Origin of the sequence: Pseudomonas sp. SD17-1 (genome assembly GCF_029201585.1) — a bacterium.
Taxonomy (GTDB): domain Bacteria; phylum Pseudomonadota; class Gammaproteobacteria; order Pseudomonadales; family Pseudomonadaceae; genus Aquipseudomonas; species Aquipseudomonas palmensis.
On sequence record NZ_CP104044.1, the window covers coordinates 1716950 to 1735115 of the forward strand.

The 18166-nt window shown below is 63.3% G+C and carries 12 protein-coding genes; 11 read left to right on the forward strand and 1 reads right to left on the reverse strand.

Features of this window, described 5'->3' with window-relative positions; genetic code table 11:
* The first annotated feature begins 3 nt into the window (after nucleotides 1–3).
* From N0B28_RS07850 to N0B28_RS07895, 10 genes are all read left to right on the forward strand, one after another.
* Nucleotides 4–3561, forward strand: coding sequence for a glycosyltransferase (locus N0B28_RS07850; protein WP_275731325.1), 3558 nt, complete (start codon nucleotides 4–6; stop codon nucleotides 3559–3561).
* 57 nt (nucleotides 3562–3618) lie between these two features.
* Nucleotides 3619–6405, forward strand: coding sequence for a glycosyltransferase (locus N0B28_RS07855; protein WP_275731327.1), 2787 nt, complete (start codon nucleotides 3619–3621; stop codon nucleotides 6403–6405).
* A gap of 219 nt (nucleotides 6406–6624) precedes the next feature.
* On the forward strand, nucleotides 6625–7788 hold the full coding sequence (gene rffA, locus N0B28_RS07860; protein WP_058542058.1) for a dTDP-4-amino-4,6-dideoxygalactose transaminase: 1164 nt from the start codon (nucleotides 6625–6627) through the stop codon (nucleotides 7786–7788).
* Nucleotides 7789–7825: 37 nt separating this feature from the next.
* Entirely contained in the window at nucleotides 7826–11401 is a 3576-nt protein-coding gene (locus tag N0B28_RS07865; RefSeq protein ID WP_274097183.1) for a glycosyltransferase, read from the forward strand.
* Nucleotides 11402–11639: 238 nt separating this feature from the next.
* Nucleotides 11640–12581: a ketoacyl-ACP synthase III gene (locus N0B28_RS07870; RefSeq protein WP_054915639.1), complete on the forward strand. Its 942-nt coding sequence runs from the start codon at nucleotides 11640–11642 to the stop codon at nucleotides 12579–12581.
* A 268-nt stretch (nucleotides 12582–12849) separates the two neighbouring features.
* Nucleotides 12850–13698, forward strand: coding sequence for a flagellin domain-containing protein (locus N0B28_RS07875; RefSeq protein WP_054915638.1), 849 nt, complete (start codon nucleotides 12850–12852; stop codon nucleotides 13696–13698).
* Nucleotides 13699–13770: 72 nt separating this feature from the next.
* Entirely contained in the window at nucleotides 13771–14136 is a 366-nt protein-coding gene (locus N0B28_RS07880; RefSeq protein WP_043861796.1) for a flagellar protein FlaG, read from the forward strand.
* Between the two features lie 72 nt (nucleotides 14137–14208).
* Nucleotides 14209–15618: a flagellar filament capping protein FliD gene (gene fliD, locus N0B28_RS07885; RefSeq protein ID WP_078480281.1), complete on the forward strand. Its 1410-nt coding sequence runs from the start codon at nucleotides 14209–14211 to the stop codon at nucleotides 15616–15618.
* 133 nt (nucleotides 15619–15751) lie between these two features.
* Nucleotides 15752–16147 carry a flagellar export chaperone FliS gene (fliS, locus tag N0B28_RS07890; RefSeq protein WP_043861798.1) on the forward strand — a complete coding sequence of 132 codons (396 nt, stop codon included), beginning with the start codon at nucleotides 15752–15754 and terminating at the stop codon, nucleotides 16145–16147.
* A 9-nt stretch (nucleotides 16148–16156) separates the two neighbouring features.
* Entirely contained in the window at nucleotides 16157–16453 is a 297-nt protein-coding gene (locus N0B28_RS07895) for a flagellar assembly protein FliT (protein ID WP_043861799.1), read from the forward strand.
* 94 nt (nucleotides 16454–16547) lie between these two features.
* Here the strand turns inward: N0B28_RS07895 and N0B28_RS07900 are convergent, their stop codons facing one another.
* Entirely contained in the window at nucleotides 16548–16736 is a 189-nt protein-coding gene (locus tag N0B28_RS07900) for a hypothetical protein (RefSeq protein ID WP_229590459.1), read from the reverse strand.
* Here N0B28_RS07900 and fleQ point away from each other — a divergent pair.
* Entirely contained in the window at nucleotides 16683–18101 is a 1419-nt protein-coding gene (gene fleQ, locus N0B28_RS07905; protein WP_235384250.1) for a transcriptional regulator FleQ, read from the forward strand. The genes N0B28_RS07900 and fleQ overlap by 54 nt on opposite strands.
* The last annotated feature ends 65 nt before the right edge of the window (nucleotides 18102–18166 follow it).

Genomic DNA, 18166 nt, shown 5'->3' on the forward strand with positions numbered 1-18166 from the left:
CCAATGAACGAACTGCCGCTCGTCAGCATCGCCATCCCCGCGTTCAACCCCGAGTTCTTCAGTCGTGCCCTGCACAGTGCCATTACCCAGCGTTATGCCAACGTGGAAGTGGTCGTGTGCGACGACAGCCAGGGTGACGAGATCAAGGCGATTTTCGACCTGTGGGCAGGCCAGGCCACGTGCGCGTTGCGGTATGTGCGCAACCCGTCGACACTGGGCTTTTCGCGCAATGTGCTGATGTGCCTGGAACAGACGCGGGGCGAGTTCATCAAGTTTCTCTGCGATGACGACTGGCTGGTGGACAGCTGCATCAGCCAGTCGGCGCAGGTGCTGCGCGACTGCCCGGACGTGAATGTACTGATTCACCACCGGCTGATATGCGCGGCGGACGAAACGGTACTGCCCATGCGCCAGGCCAACTGCATCATTTCCCCCACCAGCGCGTTGATCAACGGCGGCGACCTGCTGGAGGCGCTCGAAAGCAACCTGCCGAACCTGTTTGGGGGTATCAGCCATGCGCTGTTGCGCCGTGCCCAGGTTCAGGACTTTTTGCCGCAGCTGGTGCAGGAGGGCGAAGGGTTTCGTGCGCGCCTGGTCGAAGCGCTGTTCATCTGCCTGCTGCGCCGTGGCCACCTGGCCTACCTGAACACCATGCTCAGCCTGGAGCGCGTTCACCCCGGGCGCTTGAGCCATCACCCCAGCATGACCCTGGCTTTCGCTACCGAAAGCGAGTGGTTGCGCCAGATGCTCGCCTCGCGCACCAGTGAACCGGCGCCGGCCAGCGGTTGGGTGCGGCACATACCACTGGAGCTCTACACCGCCGGCGCTGACAAGGCCTGGGAAGAGTTCGAGCTGACGCGCCTGTATGCGCGCCAGGTCGCCAGTTTTCAGCAACAGGTCGGCACCAGCAGCCTGAGCTTCACCGAGCTGTACGGCGAGTGGCTGGGGTGTCGGGTATTGTCGGCGGCGCAGCTTGACCTGCTGCCCAAGCGCATTGCGCAATGGCCGCGTCGCCCGCGCATCGACGTGCTGGTGCTCGCTGCCCAAGACGATGGCGTGGCACTCAAGGCCACGCTGGACAGCCTTGAGCAACAGTCCTATGCCGCTGCGGCCATTTGCGTGCTGGGCCCGGCAGCGCTGCAACCGTTGAACCCCAAGTTCGTGCAGGTGCACGCCCAGGGCCATGCCATCGAGCAGCTCAATGACTGCGTGACCCGCGATGGGGCGGGTGACTGGGTATTCCTGCTGCGTGCAGGCGACTGCCTGCACCCGCATGCGTTGGTCATCATGGCCGAGCGCATGGCACTGCAACCCGACTGCGCGTGCCTGTACACCGATGAAGGCACCCACGACAACCTGCAGCCCAGCCAGCCGATCTTCAAGCCGGACTTCAACCTGGACCTGATGCGCAGTGTTCCCTACGTAGGCAGGCTGCTGGCCTTCGATACCGCCCGGGTGCGTGAGCAGGGCGGTTTCGACCCGCAGTTCGAGTCGCTGGCTCCCCACGACATGCTCTGGAAACTGGTCGAGAGTCAAGGGTTGGGCGCGGTGGGGCATGTCGCCGAGCTGCTGGTGCAATGTCGCTACGGCTATGAGGCCTGGCAGCGGGAAGCGGCCTGTGCCGTACAGGCACCCAGGGTGCTGCGTGCGCATCTGGCACGCCTGGGCGTCGAGGCCGAGGTGGTCAGCGCCGAAGGCTCGATGTTTGCCCATGTGCAGTATCGACATGCCGATACGCCGGCGGTGTCGATCATCGTTGCCGCAGGCGATGACGTAAAGGCACTGACGCGCTGCGTCGAATCGATTTTCGAGCACACCGCCTACCGCAACTACGAGATCCTGATTGCTGTCAGTGGTCGTGAGTCGATGCCAGTACAAGGCTGGCTGGCTGCAATGCAGGGGCTTGGCAGCGAGCAGTTGCGCATTGTGCCGGTAGCCTCGGCGAATGGCCCGGCGCTTTACAACCAGGCCAGCCTGCAGGCACGTGGCAGCTACCTGCTGTTGCTCGATTCGGACTGCGTGTTTTTCGATGCGCAATGGCTTGATGAACTGGTAGGTCAGGCCCAGCGCCCAGAGGTCGGCATCGTCGGGCCAAAATTGTGCAACCAGACTGGCAACGTGACCGGAGCAGGCCTGGTGCTGGGGCTGCACGGCGTTGCCAGCAGTCCGTTTTTCGGCCAGCCCGCAGACGCCAATGGCTACATGAATCGGTTGGCCTGCGTGCAGAACTACAGCGCCGTGAGTGGCGTCTGCCTGATGGTACGTCGCGAGCTGTTCGACCAGCTTGGCGGTCTGGACGGCGAAAACTTCTCGACCGGCTTGAGTGATGCCGACCTTTGCCTGCGTATGCGCGACCATGGCTATCTGATCGTCTGGACTCCCTTTGCGGTGGTTGCCAAGGCCACCTCGCAGACGGTGGCCCTGGACGAGCAGCACAAGGACAGCTTCTACGAGCGCTGGCTGCCGCGCGTGGCCAATGACCCGGCGTACAACCACAACCTCAGCTTGCGCATGGCCAGTTTCAACCTGGAGCCGGGCCTGCGCGAGGGATGGGTGCCGTTCATCCAGCCGGTGCTGCCTTTTGTCATGGCCTTGCCAATCAACACCACTGCGGTCGGACACTATCGCGTCAGCCAGCCGTTCAAGGAGCTGGAACGGGCCGGCTGGATACAGGGACAGTTGAACTATGTGCTGCCGAGCATGGTGGAGCTTGAGCGTTGCAAGCCGGATGTGATCATCCTGCAGTGCCGCTATACCACCGGCTCGCTTGAGGAGATGGCGCGCATCCAGCGACTTTCTTCGGCTCGGCGCATCTACGAGATCGATGACTACATCATCGATGTGCCCGAGAAGAATGAACACCGGCGCAACATGCCCGGCAACATGCGCGAAATGGTCAGCCGCGGTATCGCCCTGTGTGATCGGGTGGTGGTCTCCACCGAGCCACTGGCCGACGCGCTGTCGAGCATGCACCGGGATATTCGCGTGGTCCCCAACATGCTCTCGCGCTCGTTGTGGGGCGGCCTGAAGGGGCGCCGCCAGACGTCGGCGCGTCCGCGTGTCGGCTGGGCGGGCGGCACCAGTCACCGCGGCGACCTCGAACTGCTGGCCGAGGTGGTCAAGACCTTGGCCAATGAGGTCGACTGGGTGTTCTTCGGCATGTGCCCGCAGCTGCTGCGTCCCTACATCAAGGAGTTTCATGCCGGCGTGCCGCTGCACCTGTACCCACAGAAGCTGGCGGGCCTGAACCTCGATCTGGCGCTGGCGCCGCTCGAGCAGAATCTGTTCAACGACTGCAAGAGCAACCTGCGCCTGCTGGAATACGGTGCTTGCGGTTTCCCGGTGATCTGCACCGAGACCAAGGCCTACGGTGGTTACCTGCCCTGTACGCGGGTCGCCAGTAACACCACCGAGCAGTGGCTGGACGCGATCCGCATGCACCTGGCAGATCCGCAGGCCAGTTATCGCCAGGGCGATGCGCTACGCGAAGCGGTACTGCGTGACTACGTACTCAATACACACAATCTGCAGCAATGGGCCAACGGCTGGTTGGCCGATTGACCTCCACCGGCCGGCAAGTCGCCTGGCCGGGCATCCAACAACAGAGGTAGGTGCTTTATGACTGACAACGCAACCGGGTTGGGCAAAGACGTTACGGTCGTGCTGCTGGGGCATGAAGAGCAGGGCTATCGCGAGCGCGCACTGCATTACTACAAGACGCAGGGTCTCGCCTGTGCAGTGGTCGAGCACGCCTCGTCGAACCTGACTGGCGATGCCTGCACCCAGGGGCTGCAGGCGCTGCTTTCGCAGCTTGCAACGCCGTTCGTGAGCCTGGCGCTGGATACCGACTTTGTCCGTGTTCAGGCCCTGGAGGCTGCGGCAGAGCATCTTCATGCGCACCCGCATTGCCAGTTGGCCCAGGGCTACGTGCTGGGCTACGCCCCCGGCAGCAAGCAGGTGGCCTACCACAAGATCGGCGATGCACTTGATGCCGCCGTTGGCGAAAACGCACGTGTTGCCATCGAGCAGTATGCCGCCAGCGGACAGTCGGCCTGGCGTGCGCTCGTGCGAGTGCCGACGCTGCAGGCTGTGCTGTCGAGCTTGCCCGCCGGGCTCGATTTCGATACCTGGCTGGTGGTGGTGTCGTACTCGATGCTTGGCCAGGGCGCGCTCAAGCGGCTGGACCAGACCGATGCGCTGGTGCAGTACGCCGACAGCCGGCTGAGCCAGGTCGAACGCGAAGAGCAGCGAGTGCGTGCGGTGCGCGTGCTGCGCCAGTGGGACGCCGACCACCTTCGGCTATGCGCCGACGATGAGGGCTTCACCGTCATCGACCGGTTCGTTGGCGCCACCCAGGGTGGTGTTGCTACCGATCTGCTGTTCACCTCCACCTGGAGCGGCATGAATGCAGCGCCCGAGCGCAGGTTCGAGCCGCGCCAGTTTGTCGAGCTGCCTTACTACAATGCGCCGTTGTTCGAGGTACTGACCGGTCTGGAATTCCTGTTGCACGCCTGGCCGGTCGGACAGGCCCATCGGCAGGCGGTCGAGGGTACCTGGGTGAGCCAGTTCGAGCTGTTGCGCGAGCACCCCAACGACACCGTCGATACCCTGAGGGCACGCTACTGGCAAGCGTTGGACCTGGGGGTGTTCACCCCCGAGGTTTGCCGCCGTCTGCTTGCGACCCTGGTGGATGAGGACGTCCAGGCCGATGCCCGCGAGCTGCAGGCATGGCTGGAACGCCTGGATGGTCTGCCGGGCATCGACCCGGCCGCGTGGCTCAGGGCCACCGCCTCGGGCCTGGTGCAGGAGTCGATTGCCGCTGCCACGCCGGACGCCGCCACCCAGCAGCGCATCGTCGCCCACCTGAGCAAGCAGCGTGCTGCGCAGATCGCCTTCGTGGTTGTCGACCTGGAAGACGACAACGGCGCACTGCAGAACACCTTCGACAGCCTGTTGGCCAGTGGCCTGCGCGACTTCAAGCTGGTCGTGCTCAAGGCCGGCAAGCCGCCGGTGGTGACCACGCCCCGCGATACCCTGCATTTCATCCAGGTGACGCCGGGCAATTTCGTCTCCCACCTGAACCAGGTGGCGCGTCAGGTACCAAGTGAATGGCTGTTGCTGCTGCAGGCCGGCGACCTGCTGACCGTGGGCGGCTTGCTGCGCCTGCAGGTGGAGCTGGCGTCAGCCCCGGGCTGCCTGGCCATCTGCGCCAACGAAGTGCAGCGCGACTCCGACGGGCGTCTGGTCAGCGTGGTGCGCCAGGGTGGCAACCTGGACCTGCTGCGCAGCCGTCCCGACCTGATGTCGCAGCACTGGCTGGTACGTCGCGAGGCAGTGGTCGAACTGGGCGGCTACAGCGAAACCTACCCGCAGGCGGTGGAGTTCGACCTGCTGCTGCGTCTGGTCGAGCACAACGGCCTGAACTGCCTGGCACACATGGACGAGTACCTGGTGATCGGCCGGGGCGGGCGTGAGGGCATGGCCCAGGACGCGCTTTCCACGCTCAACCGTCACCTGGTGGCGCTGGGCTACCGTGGCCAGGTCAATGACGCAGGCGAGGGGCAGTTGCAGATCGACTTCCGCCATCAGTCCACGCCACTGGTGAGCATCCTGATCGCGGCCGACGATGACCTTGAGCAACTCAAGGCCTGCGTGGTCAGTGTGCTGCAGCGTACCCGCTACCCGCGCTACGAAGTGCTGGTGGCCTGCCGCGACACCCTGGCAGACCTCACGGTCGCTGCGCTGCAAGGGTTTGGCGGGCGGGTCAAGCTGCTGGCCGGCGAACACGTGCAGTCAGCCTCGCAGCTCATCAACCTGGCTGCCGTCAACGCCAGTGGCGAGTACCTGGTGCTGCTCTCCAGCCGTTGCCAGGTGGTGACGCCGGCCTGGATCGAAGCCCTGCTCAACCAGGCCCAGCGCCCTGAAGTGGGCGTGGTGGGTGCGCGTCTGGTGGACCGCGAAGCCGCCATCAGCCATGCCGGTTACGAACTGCTTGCCGGCGCCCAGGTGCAGTCGCCCTGGCTGGGGGTGTCGACGCGCGACAGCAAGGCGTCGCTGTGGTCGGGCGTGGTCCGCAGTTGTGCGGCGGTGTCGGCTGACTGCCTGATGGTACGCAAGGCACTGTTCGAGCAGTGCGATGGCCTGTCTGCCGAGGGCGGTGCCGACATCGAGCTGTGCCTGAAGGCAGCCGATGCCGGCCTGCTGGTGATCTGGGCGCCACAGGCGCAGTTGCTCAGCGACCAGGTGCCGATGCCGGATGCCCAGGCCTGTCAGGCGCTGGAAGGCCGTTGGCCGGCTGCGTTCAGCAGCCGGGTGATCATCGACGGCCGGTTTGGTGTCGATGTGTCGCGCTCGGTCGCTGCCGGTGGTTCGCCGGTGCTGGAGTGGCTCGCCGACCTGGGCTGATGGCGCGGGTTTTGCAAAAGCCGGGTTTCGTGCCCGGCTTTTTTGTGCCCGACCCGCTCAGGCATGAGCGCCGCGTCAGGATCATGCCGGGGTACGGCAGTTTATTGACAGCCATCGCAGGGCGGGCGGGCTTTTCAAGCCGCAGGTGCGCCGTTGTGATCGCCTGAAAAACCTACACAGATCGTATCGGCCCCAGGGCCGTGCGATGGAGGCGTTACCGTGAGCAAACAGGTTATCCCTTTCAACAAGCCGTTCGTGGTTGGCAAAGAGCTGTTCTACATTGCCCAGGCGGTCATGAACGGCTCCATTGCGGGGGACGGCGAATTCACCACGCTGTGTCAGGGCTGGCTGGAAAACAACCTGGGCTGTGAAAAGGCGCTGCTGACCCATTCGTGCACCGCTGCGCTGGAAATGGCCGCGATCCTGGCCGACGTCGGGCCGGGCGACGAAGTCATCATGCCGTCCTTCACCTTTGTCTCCACGGCCAATGCCTTCGTGCTGCGCGGTGCGGTACCGGTGTTCGTGGACATTCGCGACGACACCCTGAACCTGGACGAGCGCCTGGTCGAGGCGGCCATCACCGACAAGACCAAGGCCGTGGTGGCAGTGCACTACGCCGGGCAGCCGTGCGACATGGATGTCTTGGCGCAGATCTGCGAAAAGCATGGCCTGTTCCTGATCGAGGATGCCGCCCAGGCGATCCTGGCCCGCGACCGCAAGCGCGCCTTGGGCACCATCGGGCACCTGGGCTGCCTGAGCTTTCACGAAACCAAGAACGTCATCAGCGGCGAGGGCGGTGCCCTGCTGATCAACGATCCGCGGCTGGTCGAGCGGGCCGAGATCATCTGGCAGAAGGGCACCAACCGCAAGGCCTTCAGCCGCGGCGAAGTGAGCAAGTACACCTGGGTGGATGTCGGCTCGTCGTTCCTGCCCAGCGAGCTGACGGCCGCATTTTTGTACGCGCAGCTCGAGCATGGCGAGCGCATCAACAAGCACCGTCGGACCCTGTACGAGAAGTATTTCAGCCTGCTGCGACCGCTGGCCGCCGATGGTCTGTTCCAGCTGCCGCGTACCCTGGACGACAAGCCGGCCAACGCGCACATCTTCTACCTGCTGATGCGCAGTGTCGAAGAGCGCACGGCGTTGATCGCGTTTCTGCGCGAGCATGGGGTGAATGCGGTGTTCCATTATGTGCCATTGCATGACTCGCCAGCAGGCCTGCGTTATGCGCGCAGCAGCGGCCAGTTGCCGATCACCACGGATGTCTCGCAGCGCCTGTTGCGCCTGCCGTTGTTTTCCGACATGCGTAGCCGCCAGGTGGCGCATGTGTGTGCGTGCATCGCGCGCTTTTTCCAGGACAAGCCTTCGAGCGCCTCGCGCTGACAGCAGCACGCCCCTAATCAGAGATTGGAGTTTCACCATGTCGCATGCCTCGCAGGTCGACGCGCAGGTCCTTGAGCAGGCGTTGTTTCGACACACCCTGATGTTCGCCAAGCCCGAACACCCTTACTACATCATGGCGCCCGACTACCGGGACACCTCCTCGGGCATCGTGTCGCTGCACTACCTGTGTCACGTGCTCAACCTGAACGGGCGCGAGGCGTACCTGTGCGGGCCCAAGGTGGTCAACCCCAACCTGAAGACGCCGCTGCTCGACGCCGCCACCGAGCAGCGGCATCAGCAACACGGCAAGGTGGCCATCGCCGTGTATCCGGAGGTGGTGGTCGGCAACCCGCTGGGGCGCAGGGTGGTCTCGCGCTTTTTGCTTAACTTCGAAGGGCTGATCAACGGCAAGTCGATGGAGGCCGCGCCCACCGACCTGCTGTTCTACTACGGCCCGGCGCTGGCTGAAAAACGCGGCCACGCCAACCCCGACCTGCTGGGCCTGCCGGTGCTCGACATCGACCTGTTCAAGGCGCCGCCGGCGGGCACGCCACGCAGGGGTTGCTACCTGTATCAGAACCGTCATCCCCTGGAGCAGATCGACTACTCGCTGTTGCCCGAGGGTATCCAGCTGCTGCGCATCGCCAATGCGCTGCCGCTTCATGAACTGGCCCAGGTGCTGCGCTCGGCCGAGGTGATGTACAGCTACGAATGGTCGATGACCTGCGTGATCGCCGTGCTGTGTGGCTGCCCGGTGATCTTCATGCCCGGTAGTGGTGTCGACCAGGCGTTTCTCGAAACCGGCTTCCTTGGCAGCGCCGGCTTTGCCCTGCTTGACCAGCCGGACGCGCTGGCCACCGCCAGGGCAGGGGTGGAGGGGGCATTGCAGCGCTACGTGCTGGCAACGCTGCCGTTCTGGCAGCAGCTGGATACGTTCATTGCCAAGACCCAGGCCGCGGCCGCGCTCGAAGCGGCGGACCTGAACCTGGGCGTGCTGCCCTGGTTGCGCGAGCGCCACCCTGATGCCCAGCAGCTGCGCCTGATCAACGAGCGCCTCGACAGCCAGCCGATGCCGGTCATCGGTGTGCTTGTGCTGGATGACGCTGATGATCGCCAGCGCCTGGCCGCCACCCTGGCCAGCCTGGGTACGCAGCGCTGCCTGTACCCGCACCTTGAGGTCAGCGTGCTTGGCAACCAGTCGTTGGCCGACCCGCAGGTACGGCATGTGCCCTGTGCCCGGGAGCGGCAAGCTGAAGCCATCAATACTGCGCTGCAGCACAGCCGGTGCGACTGGTTCCTGATCGTGGAGGCGGGCGTCGAATTCACGGCCTCGGGCCTGCTGATCGCGGCACTCGAGCTTGTCGGTGCCGAGGCCGGTTGCCTGGCGTACATGGCTGATGAAGCGATGCGCGCGACCAACGGCAGCACCGACATCGCACTGCGACCGGATTTCAACCTCGACCTGCTGCTGAGTTTCCCGGCGAGTCTGTCGCGGCACTGGTTGTACCAGCGCCAGGCCTTGTTGCAACGGGGCGGCTTCGCCCTCGACTGCGCTCGGGCCTTCGAGCTGGAGTACCAGCTGCGTCTGGTCGAACAGCAGGGCCTGGGCTGCGTGGGGCATGTCGCCGAGCCGTTGCTGATCGGCGAGGCCCTGCCGTTGCGTGATTGCGCCCACGAGCGCGCGGTGCTGGAACGCCACCTGCAGGCCCGCGGTTACACGCAGGGGCAGGTCGCGGTGCTGGCGTCGTCGCCGGGCCGTTATCGTCTCGATTACGGGCATGCCCAGGCCGCCTCGGTGAGTATCCTGATCGCCCTGGAAGGCAGCGTCGGCCACTTCCAGCGCTGCATCGAAACCTTGCTGGAGAACACGGCGCTGGCTGGCGGCTTCGAAGTGCTGTTGCTGGCGCCGTCTGCCCTGGACGAGGCTGCCCGTGAATGGCTGGCGATGGTCGAGCAGATCGGCGGTGAGCAGATTCAGGTCCTGCACTATGCTGCCGGCCAGTCGCGGGTTGCCATGTGCAATCACGCGGCGCAGCAGGCCCGTGGCGATTTCCTGCTGTGGCTGGATGCGCGTGCGGGGATCCTCGCGCGCGACTGGCTGCAGCAATTGCTCAATCACGCCCAGCGGCCCGAGGTGGGCGCGGTGGGGGCCAAGCTGATGGCGGCCGACGGCAAGGTCCGGCATGCCGGCCTGGTGCTGGGGCTCACCGGCCTGGTGGGCTCGGCATTCGACGGGGTCGATCATCAGCAGGCCGGTTACATGGGGCGGCTGCAGGTCGATCAGGACTGTTCGGCGCTCAGTGGCGAATGCCTGATGCTGCGCCGGGCGCTGTTCCTTGAGGCCGGCGGCTTTGCCGAAGATCCGCTGCTGGCCCGCTGGGTGGATGTCGACCTGTGCCTGAGGCTGCAGGAGGCCGGTTACCTGAACGTCTGGACGCCCCATGTGCAATTGCTGATGGACGCTTGCGAGCGCGACGCGGCGACCACGGAGCAGGAGGACGCTCTGCTGGCCCGTTGGCTGCCACGCCTGGCCCGCGATCCGGCATACAACGCCAACCTGTCGTTGCAGGTGCCGGGTGGCTTTGTCCGGGCGAGCAACTCGCTGGTGTGGAACCCGCTGAAAAGCTGGCACCCGCTGCCCATGTTGCTGGCTCACCCGGCCGACCTGCAGGGCGCCGGCCAGCAGCGCATCGTCGAGCCGTTCAAGGCGCTGCGCGAGGCGGGGTGGGTGGACGGGCTGGTCACGCCGCACCTGCTGTCTGCCGTGGAGCTGGAGCGCTACGCACCGGACACCGTGCTGCTGCAGCGCCCGCTCGATGACGCGCAACTGCTGGCCATGCGGCGCCTGCGGGCGTTCTCGCGGGCGTTCAAGGTGCTCGACGTGGACGGCTACCTGCCGCAGATGCGCTTGCAGGGCGCGCATGCCGGGTTTGGCGCCGACGAAATCAGCCAGCGCTTGCAGAGCGCGGTGATCCTCGCCGATCGCATCATCGTACCTGCGCCCGCGCTGGCCGAGGTGCTGGCAGGCCAGCACGACGATGTTCGTGTGCTGGAGGCCAGCTTGCCGGGCCGATGGTGGCGCAATCTCCAGGGCAAGCGTGGCATGGGCAGCAAGCCCCGTGTCGGCTGGGCCGGGGCGGTGGATGCCGACCTGCTGGTCGATGTGGTCAGGACGCTGGCCGCGGAGGTGGAGTGGGTGGCGCTGGGCGACTGCCCCGAGGCCCTGCGCCCCTACATGAAGGAGGTACACGCCGCCGTCGCCCCCGAACGGCAGGCCGCAGCGCTGGCCGCGCTCAACCTGGACCTGGCGCTGGCGCCCATGGCCCAGAGCCTGCTCAATGCCTGCTCGGGCAACCCGGGGTTGCTGGAGTACGCCGCCTGTGGCTACCCGATCATCTGCAGCAATGTGCCGGGCTTTGCCGGTGTCGATGTGCTGCCGCTGACCCGCGTGGCCAACACCACGGCCGACTGGCTGGCCGCGATCCGCCTGCACCTGGGCGACCCGCAGGCTTCCGCCAGCCTGGGCGAGGTGCTGCAGGCCAGCGTGCGGCGCGACTGGCTGCTCGAGGGCGAGCGCCTGGCGCTGTGGCGCGCGGCCTGGCTGGCGGGCTGAGCGGTTTTGCAGGGCGGTCGGGCCTTCCCGACCTGGCCGTCCTCACGTGACCGTGAAGTGCTGTGCACAAGCATCGCCCTGGTTCGCGTACAATGCCGTGACTTGGCAGTCGAAACGTGCATCTCTAAGCTAATGAATCAGCGGGCGGTGCAGGTGGCCTGGAGCGGCGCTGCGTGAGATCCCTTGCCTGCAGGGGAGTGAGGCCCGTGAAAATCCGCATATCTATCGGGAAGCCACAATGATTGGCATCAAAAGTATCGCGAGTTACGTACCTGTCGAGGGTCTGAACAATTACGCCCAGGGTGCGAAATTCGGCAAGGATCAGGACTTCATTCTGGGCAAGATCGGTTCGACCTTTCTGCCGCGCAAGGAGGCAGGTCAGGAGACCTCGGACTTGTGTGTAGAGGCCGCCAAGGTCCTGTTCGCTGCCAATCCTTCGTTGTCCCCGGAGTCGATCGATGTGCTCATCGTGGTCACCCAGAACGGCGACGCCGAAGGGTTGCCGCACACTGCCGCGATCGTCCAGCACAAGCTTGGCTTGCCCACCCATGTGGCAGCCTTCGACATTTCCCTGGGCTGTTCCGGTTACGTCTACGGCCTTTATGCCATCAAGGGCTTCATGGAGGCGGCGGGACTGAAGAACGGCCTGCTGATCACCGCCGATCCCTATTCCAAGATCGTCGATCCGGAAGATCGCAACACCACCATGCTGTTCGGTGATGCTGCCACGGTCACCTGGATGGGCGAGGACGCGGCCTGGCAACTGGGCAAATCGAGCTTTGGCACCGACGGCGGCGGCGCAGAGCACCTGAAGGTGAATGACGGGGTGTTCTTCATGAACGGTCGCCAGGTGTTCAACTTCGCGTTGCTCAAGGTACCTGCGCACCTGCGTCAGTTGCTCGAGGCGAGCAACCTGGGGGCCAACGACATCGACCTGTTCTGCATTCACCAGGGCAGTGCGGCAATCGTCGATGCCGTGGCGCGCCGCTTCGAGGAAGACAAGCCCGAAACCATCGAGAAATTCGTCAAGGACATGGTCGAGACCGGCAACACGGTGTCCTCGAGCATTCCGTTGCTGCTGGAAAAGCACGTACTGGGCACCCAGCACAGGCGTGTGGCCTTGAGCGGTTTTGGCGTGGGCCTGTCGTGGGGCTCGGCAATCATCGAGCGTCGGGACTGAACCGACCTCCCGTCTACAGAAGCGCTGCCTTGAAGGTGGCGCTTTTTTTTGCCTTGGCGGTATGCCACAACCAAGGCTGTGCCGCAGGGGCCATAAAGCTGGCGTCAAACCCTTGATTTCATTGGAGTGGCAGGGTGCCAGTAAAAATTTTCAAAAAACCCCTAAAGCAACCTGCACAGACGACGATAACTATTACGAAGGTTCTCTAGGCCACACCCGGCGCTTGCCAGGGCCGGAAGCCGCAATACCCACAAACGAGGAATTCGTCATGGCATTAACCGTAAACACCAACGTCACGTCGCTGAACGTTCAGAAAAACCTGAACCGCGCTTCCGACGCCCTGAGCACCTCGATGACTCGCCTGTCTTCCGGCCTGAAAATCAACAGCGCCAAAGACGACGCCGCTGGCCTGCAGATCGCTACCCGTATGACCTCGCAGATCCGCGGTCAGACCATGGCAATCAAAAACGCCAACGACGGTATCTCGATCGCCCAGACCGCTGAAGGCGCGATGCAAGAGCAGGTCAACATCCTGCAGCGTATGCGTGAACTGGCTCTGCAATCGCGAAACGACTCGAACGATTCGGACAACCGTGACTCGCTGAACTCCGAGTTCGCTCAGATGCGTGACGAGCTGACCCGTATCGCTCAGTCCACCCAGCTGAACGGCAAGAACCTGCTGGACGGTTCCGCCAGCACCATGACCTTCCAGGTCGGTTCGGAAACCGGTGGCATCAACCAGATCAGCATCGACCTGACCGGCAAGTACCTGGCCAGCGACCTGGGTATCACCAACGCCATCACCATCGCCGGTAGCGACAGCGCCACTGCCGAGACCAACTTCTCGGCTGCAATGGACGCGATCGATGCTGCGGTCAAGACCATCGGTGAAGGCCGTGCTGCACTGGGTGCCGTTCAGAACCGTCTGACCAGCACCATCAACAACCTGCAGAACATCAACGAAAACGCCGACGCTGCCCGTGGTCGTGTACAAGATACCGACTTCGCTGCCGAGACCGCTCAGCTGACCAAGCAGCAGACTCTGCAACAAGCTTCGACTTCGGTTCTGGCCCAGGCCAACCAGCTGCCATCCGCCGTACTGAAACTGCTTCAGTAATCGCCTGATGGTTATCGGCGGGGGAGTGCACCTGTGGCGCTCCCCCGCCTTTTGCATTGAGAGGTGGTTGGCATGGATATGAGCGTCAAGCTGAACCTGTCCTACCAGGCTGCAAAGCCTGTGGAGCAGCCCACCGAGCGCCCTGCGGTCAAGCCCGTGGAGGCTGTCGAATCCATCAAGCCAGCGAAGGAAAGCGCCGACAGCGGCCTGACCGAAGCTGAGAAGGTCAAGAACGCGCTCAAGGACATCGAGAAGTTTCTCGCCTCGTCGCGTCGCAATCTCGAATTTTCCACGGATGAAGAATCCGGCCGAATTGTAGTTAAAGTCATCGCCAGTGAAACCGGTGAGCTGATCCGCCAACTTCCTTCGGAAGAGGCGTTGAGAATTGCCCACAGTCTGAGCGATGTTAACAGCCTGCTGTTCAACGCCAAGGTCTGATGCTGGCGTCCGAGCAGCACGTTCGCTAGCCTTGATCGGCTAGGGGCGGCGCGCAACCAAGAGGGAATAGCAATGGCGAGTTCAATTTTACCGGGCACCGGTCTGGGTTCTGGGGTCGATATCAACAAGATCGTCAGCACGCTGGTGGCGTCTGAAACCGATCCGAAAGCCAACCAGATCAAACGCCAGACTGCCAACAACTCGGCCATGCTTTCTGGTGTCGCATCGCTCAAGAGCGCGCTGTCTGTCTATCAGGCGGCGATGAAGAAGCTCAATGATCCCCTCGCGCCGTCGTTCAATGCCTATGCGGCAACGTCCAGCAACGACGCCGCGATCAAGGCAACCTCTAACAATACCGCGGTGCCTGGTACCTACACGATCCGTGTCGACAACCTGGCCACCTCGTCCAAGGTGGCCAGCCAGAACTTCGACACCGGCGCCACCACGCCGATTCCCGAAGGCGACCTGCTGATTACCCAGGACGGTGTCACCCACACCGTCAAGGTCGGCCCTGGTGCAACCTTGCAGTCCGTGCGCGACACCATCAACTCGTCGCTGTCCGAGAAAGGCATCACTGCCAACCTGGTCAATGGTGCAGACGGTTCGCGCCTGGTGTTCAGTTCGACCAAGACCGGTGAGGGTACGGACATTTCCGTCGACGGCACCATCGACGCGCTCAAGATCGCGCCGGGCGAGAAGATGGATGGTGACGGTGCCGGCTACATCGGTGAGCCGGCCAAGGACGCAAAACTGTACGTCGACGGCCTGCCGGTCACGAGCAAGAGCAATACCGTCACCGGTGCCATCAGTGGCATCAGCCTGGACCTGCTTCAGGCAACCGGCCCCGACGCCAGCAAGGCTGTACAGGTTACGGTGGGTGAGAACACCGATGGCCTGAAAAAATCGGTGCAGGCCTATGTCGATGCCTATAACACCCTGATCAAGGCGGTCACCAACCTGACCTCCGTGAGCAAGGATGCCGATGGCAACACCGTGCTGGGCCCGTTGACCAACGACCCGACCACCCGTTCGCTGCTGAGCGACCTGCGCAGCCAATTGGCGACCGAGTCGGACGGTACCCGCCTGACCACCCTCAGCCAGCTGGGCATCAACACCCAGAAGGACGGTACCCTCGAGTTCAACTCCGTCAAGTACGACGCGGCGATGAAGGACAAGAAGCTCGGTGCCGACGTGCAGGAGCTCTTCACCGGTAAAAATGGCGTGTTCGCGCACATGAACAAGGCGATCGAACCGTACCTGCAGACCGGTGGCATTCTCGACTCGCGCAAGAACGGCCTGGACAGGCTGCAGAAAGACCTCGAGAACCAGCAGGAGGCCCTGGATCGGCGCATTGCGTCGCTGACCGAGTCGCTGACCAAACGCTACGTGGCCATGGATACCCTGGTCGGCAAGCTCGAGGCGCAGCGCAAGAACATTGCCTCGATGTTCGCCTCGATCGAAGCGCAGCAGAAGAACTCCTGATAGCAGGGGCCGCAAAAAAGCCCGGCAGCACCCCTTCGGGTGCTCCGGGCTTTTCGTTTTCGGGGTTAAAGTTTTTTGACCCGCAGGCGATACAGGCGGTATATGAACCTTTTCGTTTGTTACGAGGTAGAACATGAACCCTATGTTGGCCCTTCGGCAGTATCAGAAAGTCAACGGCGTGGCGCAGACCTCCGAGGCCAGCCCGCACCGTCTCGTGCAGATGCTCATGCAGGGCGGGCTGGATCGCATCGCGCAGGCCAAAGGTGCAATCGCGCGCAATGACCTGGCCCAGAAGGGCATCCTGATCGGCAAGGCCATCGGGATCATCGGCGGTCTGCGCGAAGGGCTCGACCTCGAAAACCAGGCCGAGGCACTGGCCGACATCGATGGGCTGTACGCCTACATGAGCAGGCGCCTGGTCGAGGCCAACGTGCAGAACGACCCGGAGATCCTCAATGAAGTCGCACGCCTGCTGATTACCGTCAAGGAAGGTTGGGACGCGATCGGCGATCAGGTCGCCGACGTCTAGGAGAACGCCATGAGTGCCGTGCTCGAACGTATCGAACAAACCCGCGAAGCCCTGCTCGGGGCATTGGCCAGCCGCGACTGGGAAACGATCACCGAACTGGACCTGAGCTGCCGTGTTTGCGTCGAGGACGTACTGGCCGAGGCATCGACCAACGAACAGGTTCTGCGCACCAGTCTTGAGGAATTGCTCGACGTCTACCGCCAACTAATTGATGTTGCAAGTGGTGAACGTCAAACAATAGTCGACGAGATGACGCAGATCCGCCAAGCGAAAAACGCCGCAAAGGTATACCATCTGTTCAGCTGACGCTGGACGGTTCGAAAATGCAGTGCGCCATAAATTTGACTGTGTACGATTTTTTGACTTAACTAGTGGCTGTTTTCTAATTTCAGACGTCCGATCACTGACCGCTCCAGTCGGAATGGATGTCGAGCATGCCCACATTGGGTGTCGAGTTGACTAGGGAAGTTTCGATTGCATGTGGCGTGAAACCAAAATTCTCCTGATCGATGACGATGACGCTCGCCGCCGCGACCTGGCGGTGGTGCTGAATTTTCTTGGCGAAGAAAATCTTTCCTGCTCCAGCCACGATTGGCAGCAGGTCGTTCAGTCGTTGTCATCCAGCCGTGAAGTACTCTGTGTCCTGGTCGGCACCGTGAACGCTCCGGCAAGCCTTTTGGGCTTGCTTAAGACCGTGGCTGCCTGGGATGAGTTCCTTCCGGTATTGCTGTTGGGTGAAATATCTTCTGCCGAGTTGCCCGAGGACCTGCGCCGCCGGGTGCTTTCCAACCTGGAGATGCCGCCCAGCTACAGCAAGCTGCTTGATTCGCTGCACCGTGCCCAGGTCTATCGCGAGATGTACGACCAGGCCCGCGAGCGCGGTCGTCAGCGTGAGCCCAACCTGTTCCGTAGCCTGGTCGGTACCAGCCGCGCCATCCAGCATGTGCGCCAGATGATGCAGCAGGTGGCCGACACCGACGCCAGCGTGCTGATCCTCGGCGAGTCGGGTACGGGCAAGGAAGTGGTCGCGCGCAACCTGCACTACCATTCCAAGCGCCGTGAAGCGCCGTTCGTGCCGGTCAACTGCGGCGCGATCCCGGCCGAGCTGCTCGAAAGCGAACTGTTCGGTCACGAGAAGGGGGCGTTCACCGGCGCCATCACCAGCCGTGCCGGGCGTTTCGAGCTGGCCAATGGCGGCACCCTGTTCCTCGACGAAATCGGCGACATGCCGCTGCCGATGCAGGTCAAGCTGCTGCGCGTGCTGCAGGAGCGCACCTTCGAGCGTGTGGGTAGCAACAAGACCCAGAGCATCGATGTGCGCATCATCGCCGCCACTCACAAGAACCTCGAGAGCATGATCGAGGTGGGTAGCTTTCGCGAAGACCTGTACTACCGCCTCAATGTGTTCCCGATCGAGATGGCCCCGCTGCGTGAGCGGGTCGAAGACATTCCGCTGCTGATGAACGAGTTGATCTCGCGCATGGAGCACGAGAAGCGGGGGTCGATCCGCTTCAATTCCGCCGCGATCATGTCGCTGTGCCGCCATGGCTGGCCGGGCAACGTGCGCGAGCTGGCGAACCTGGTGGAGCGCATGGCGATCATGCACCCGTATGGCGTGATCGGCGTGTCCGAGCTGCCGAAGAAGTTCCGCTACGTCGATGATGAGGACGAGCAACTGGTCGACAGCCTGCGCTCGGACCTGGAAGAGCGCGTGGCAATCAACGGCCATACGCCCAATTTCAGCAACCATGCGATGTTGCCGCCCGAAGGTCTCGACCTCAAGGACTACCTGGGCAGCCTCGAGCAGGGCCTGATCCAGCAGGCGCTGGACGATGCCAACGGTATCGTGGCGCGTGCCGCAGAGCGCCTGCGCATCCGCCGCACCACGCTGGTGGAAAAAATGCGCAAGTACGGCATGAGCCGTCGCGATGGAGACGAACAGGCGGAGGATTGACGCCTGCTTCCTGCTGGCAGGCCCCGACCGGGGCCTGCCGAACGCAATACCCCTATTTTCCACAG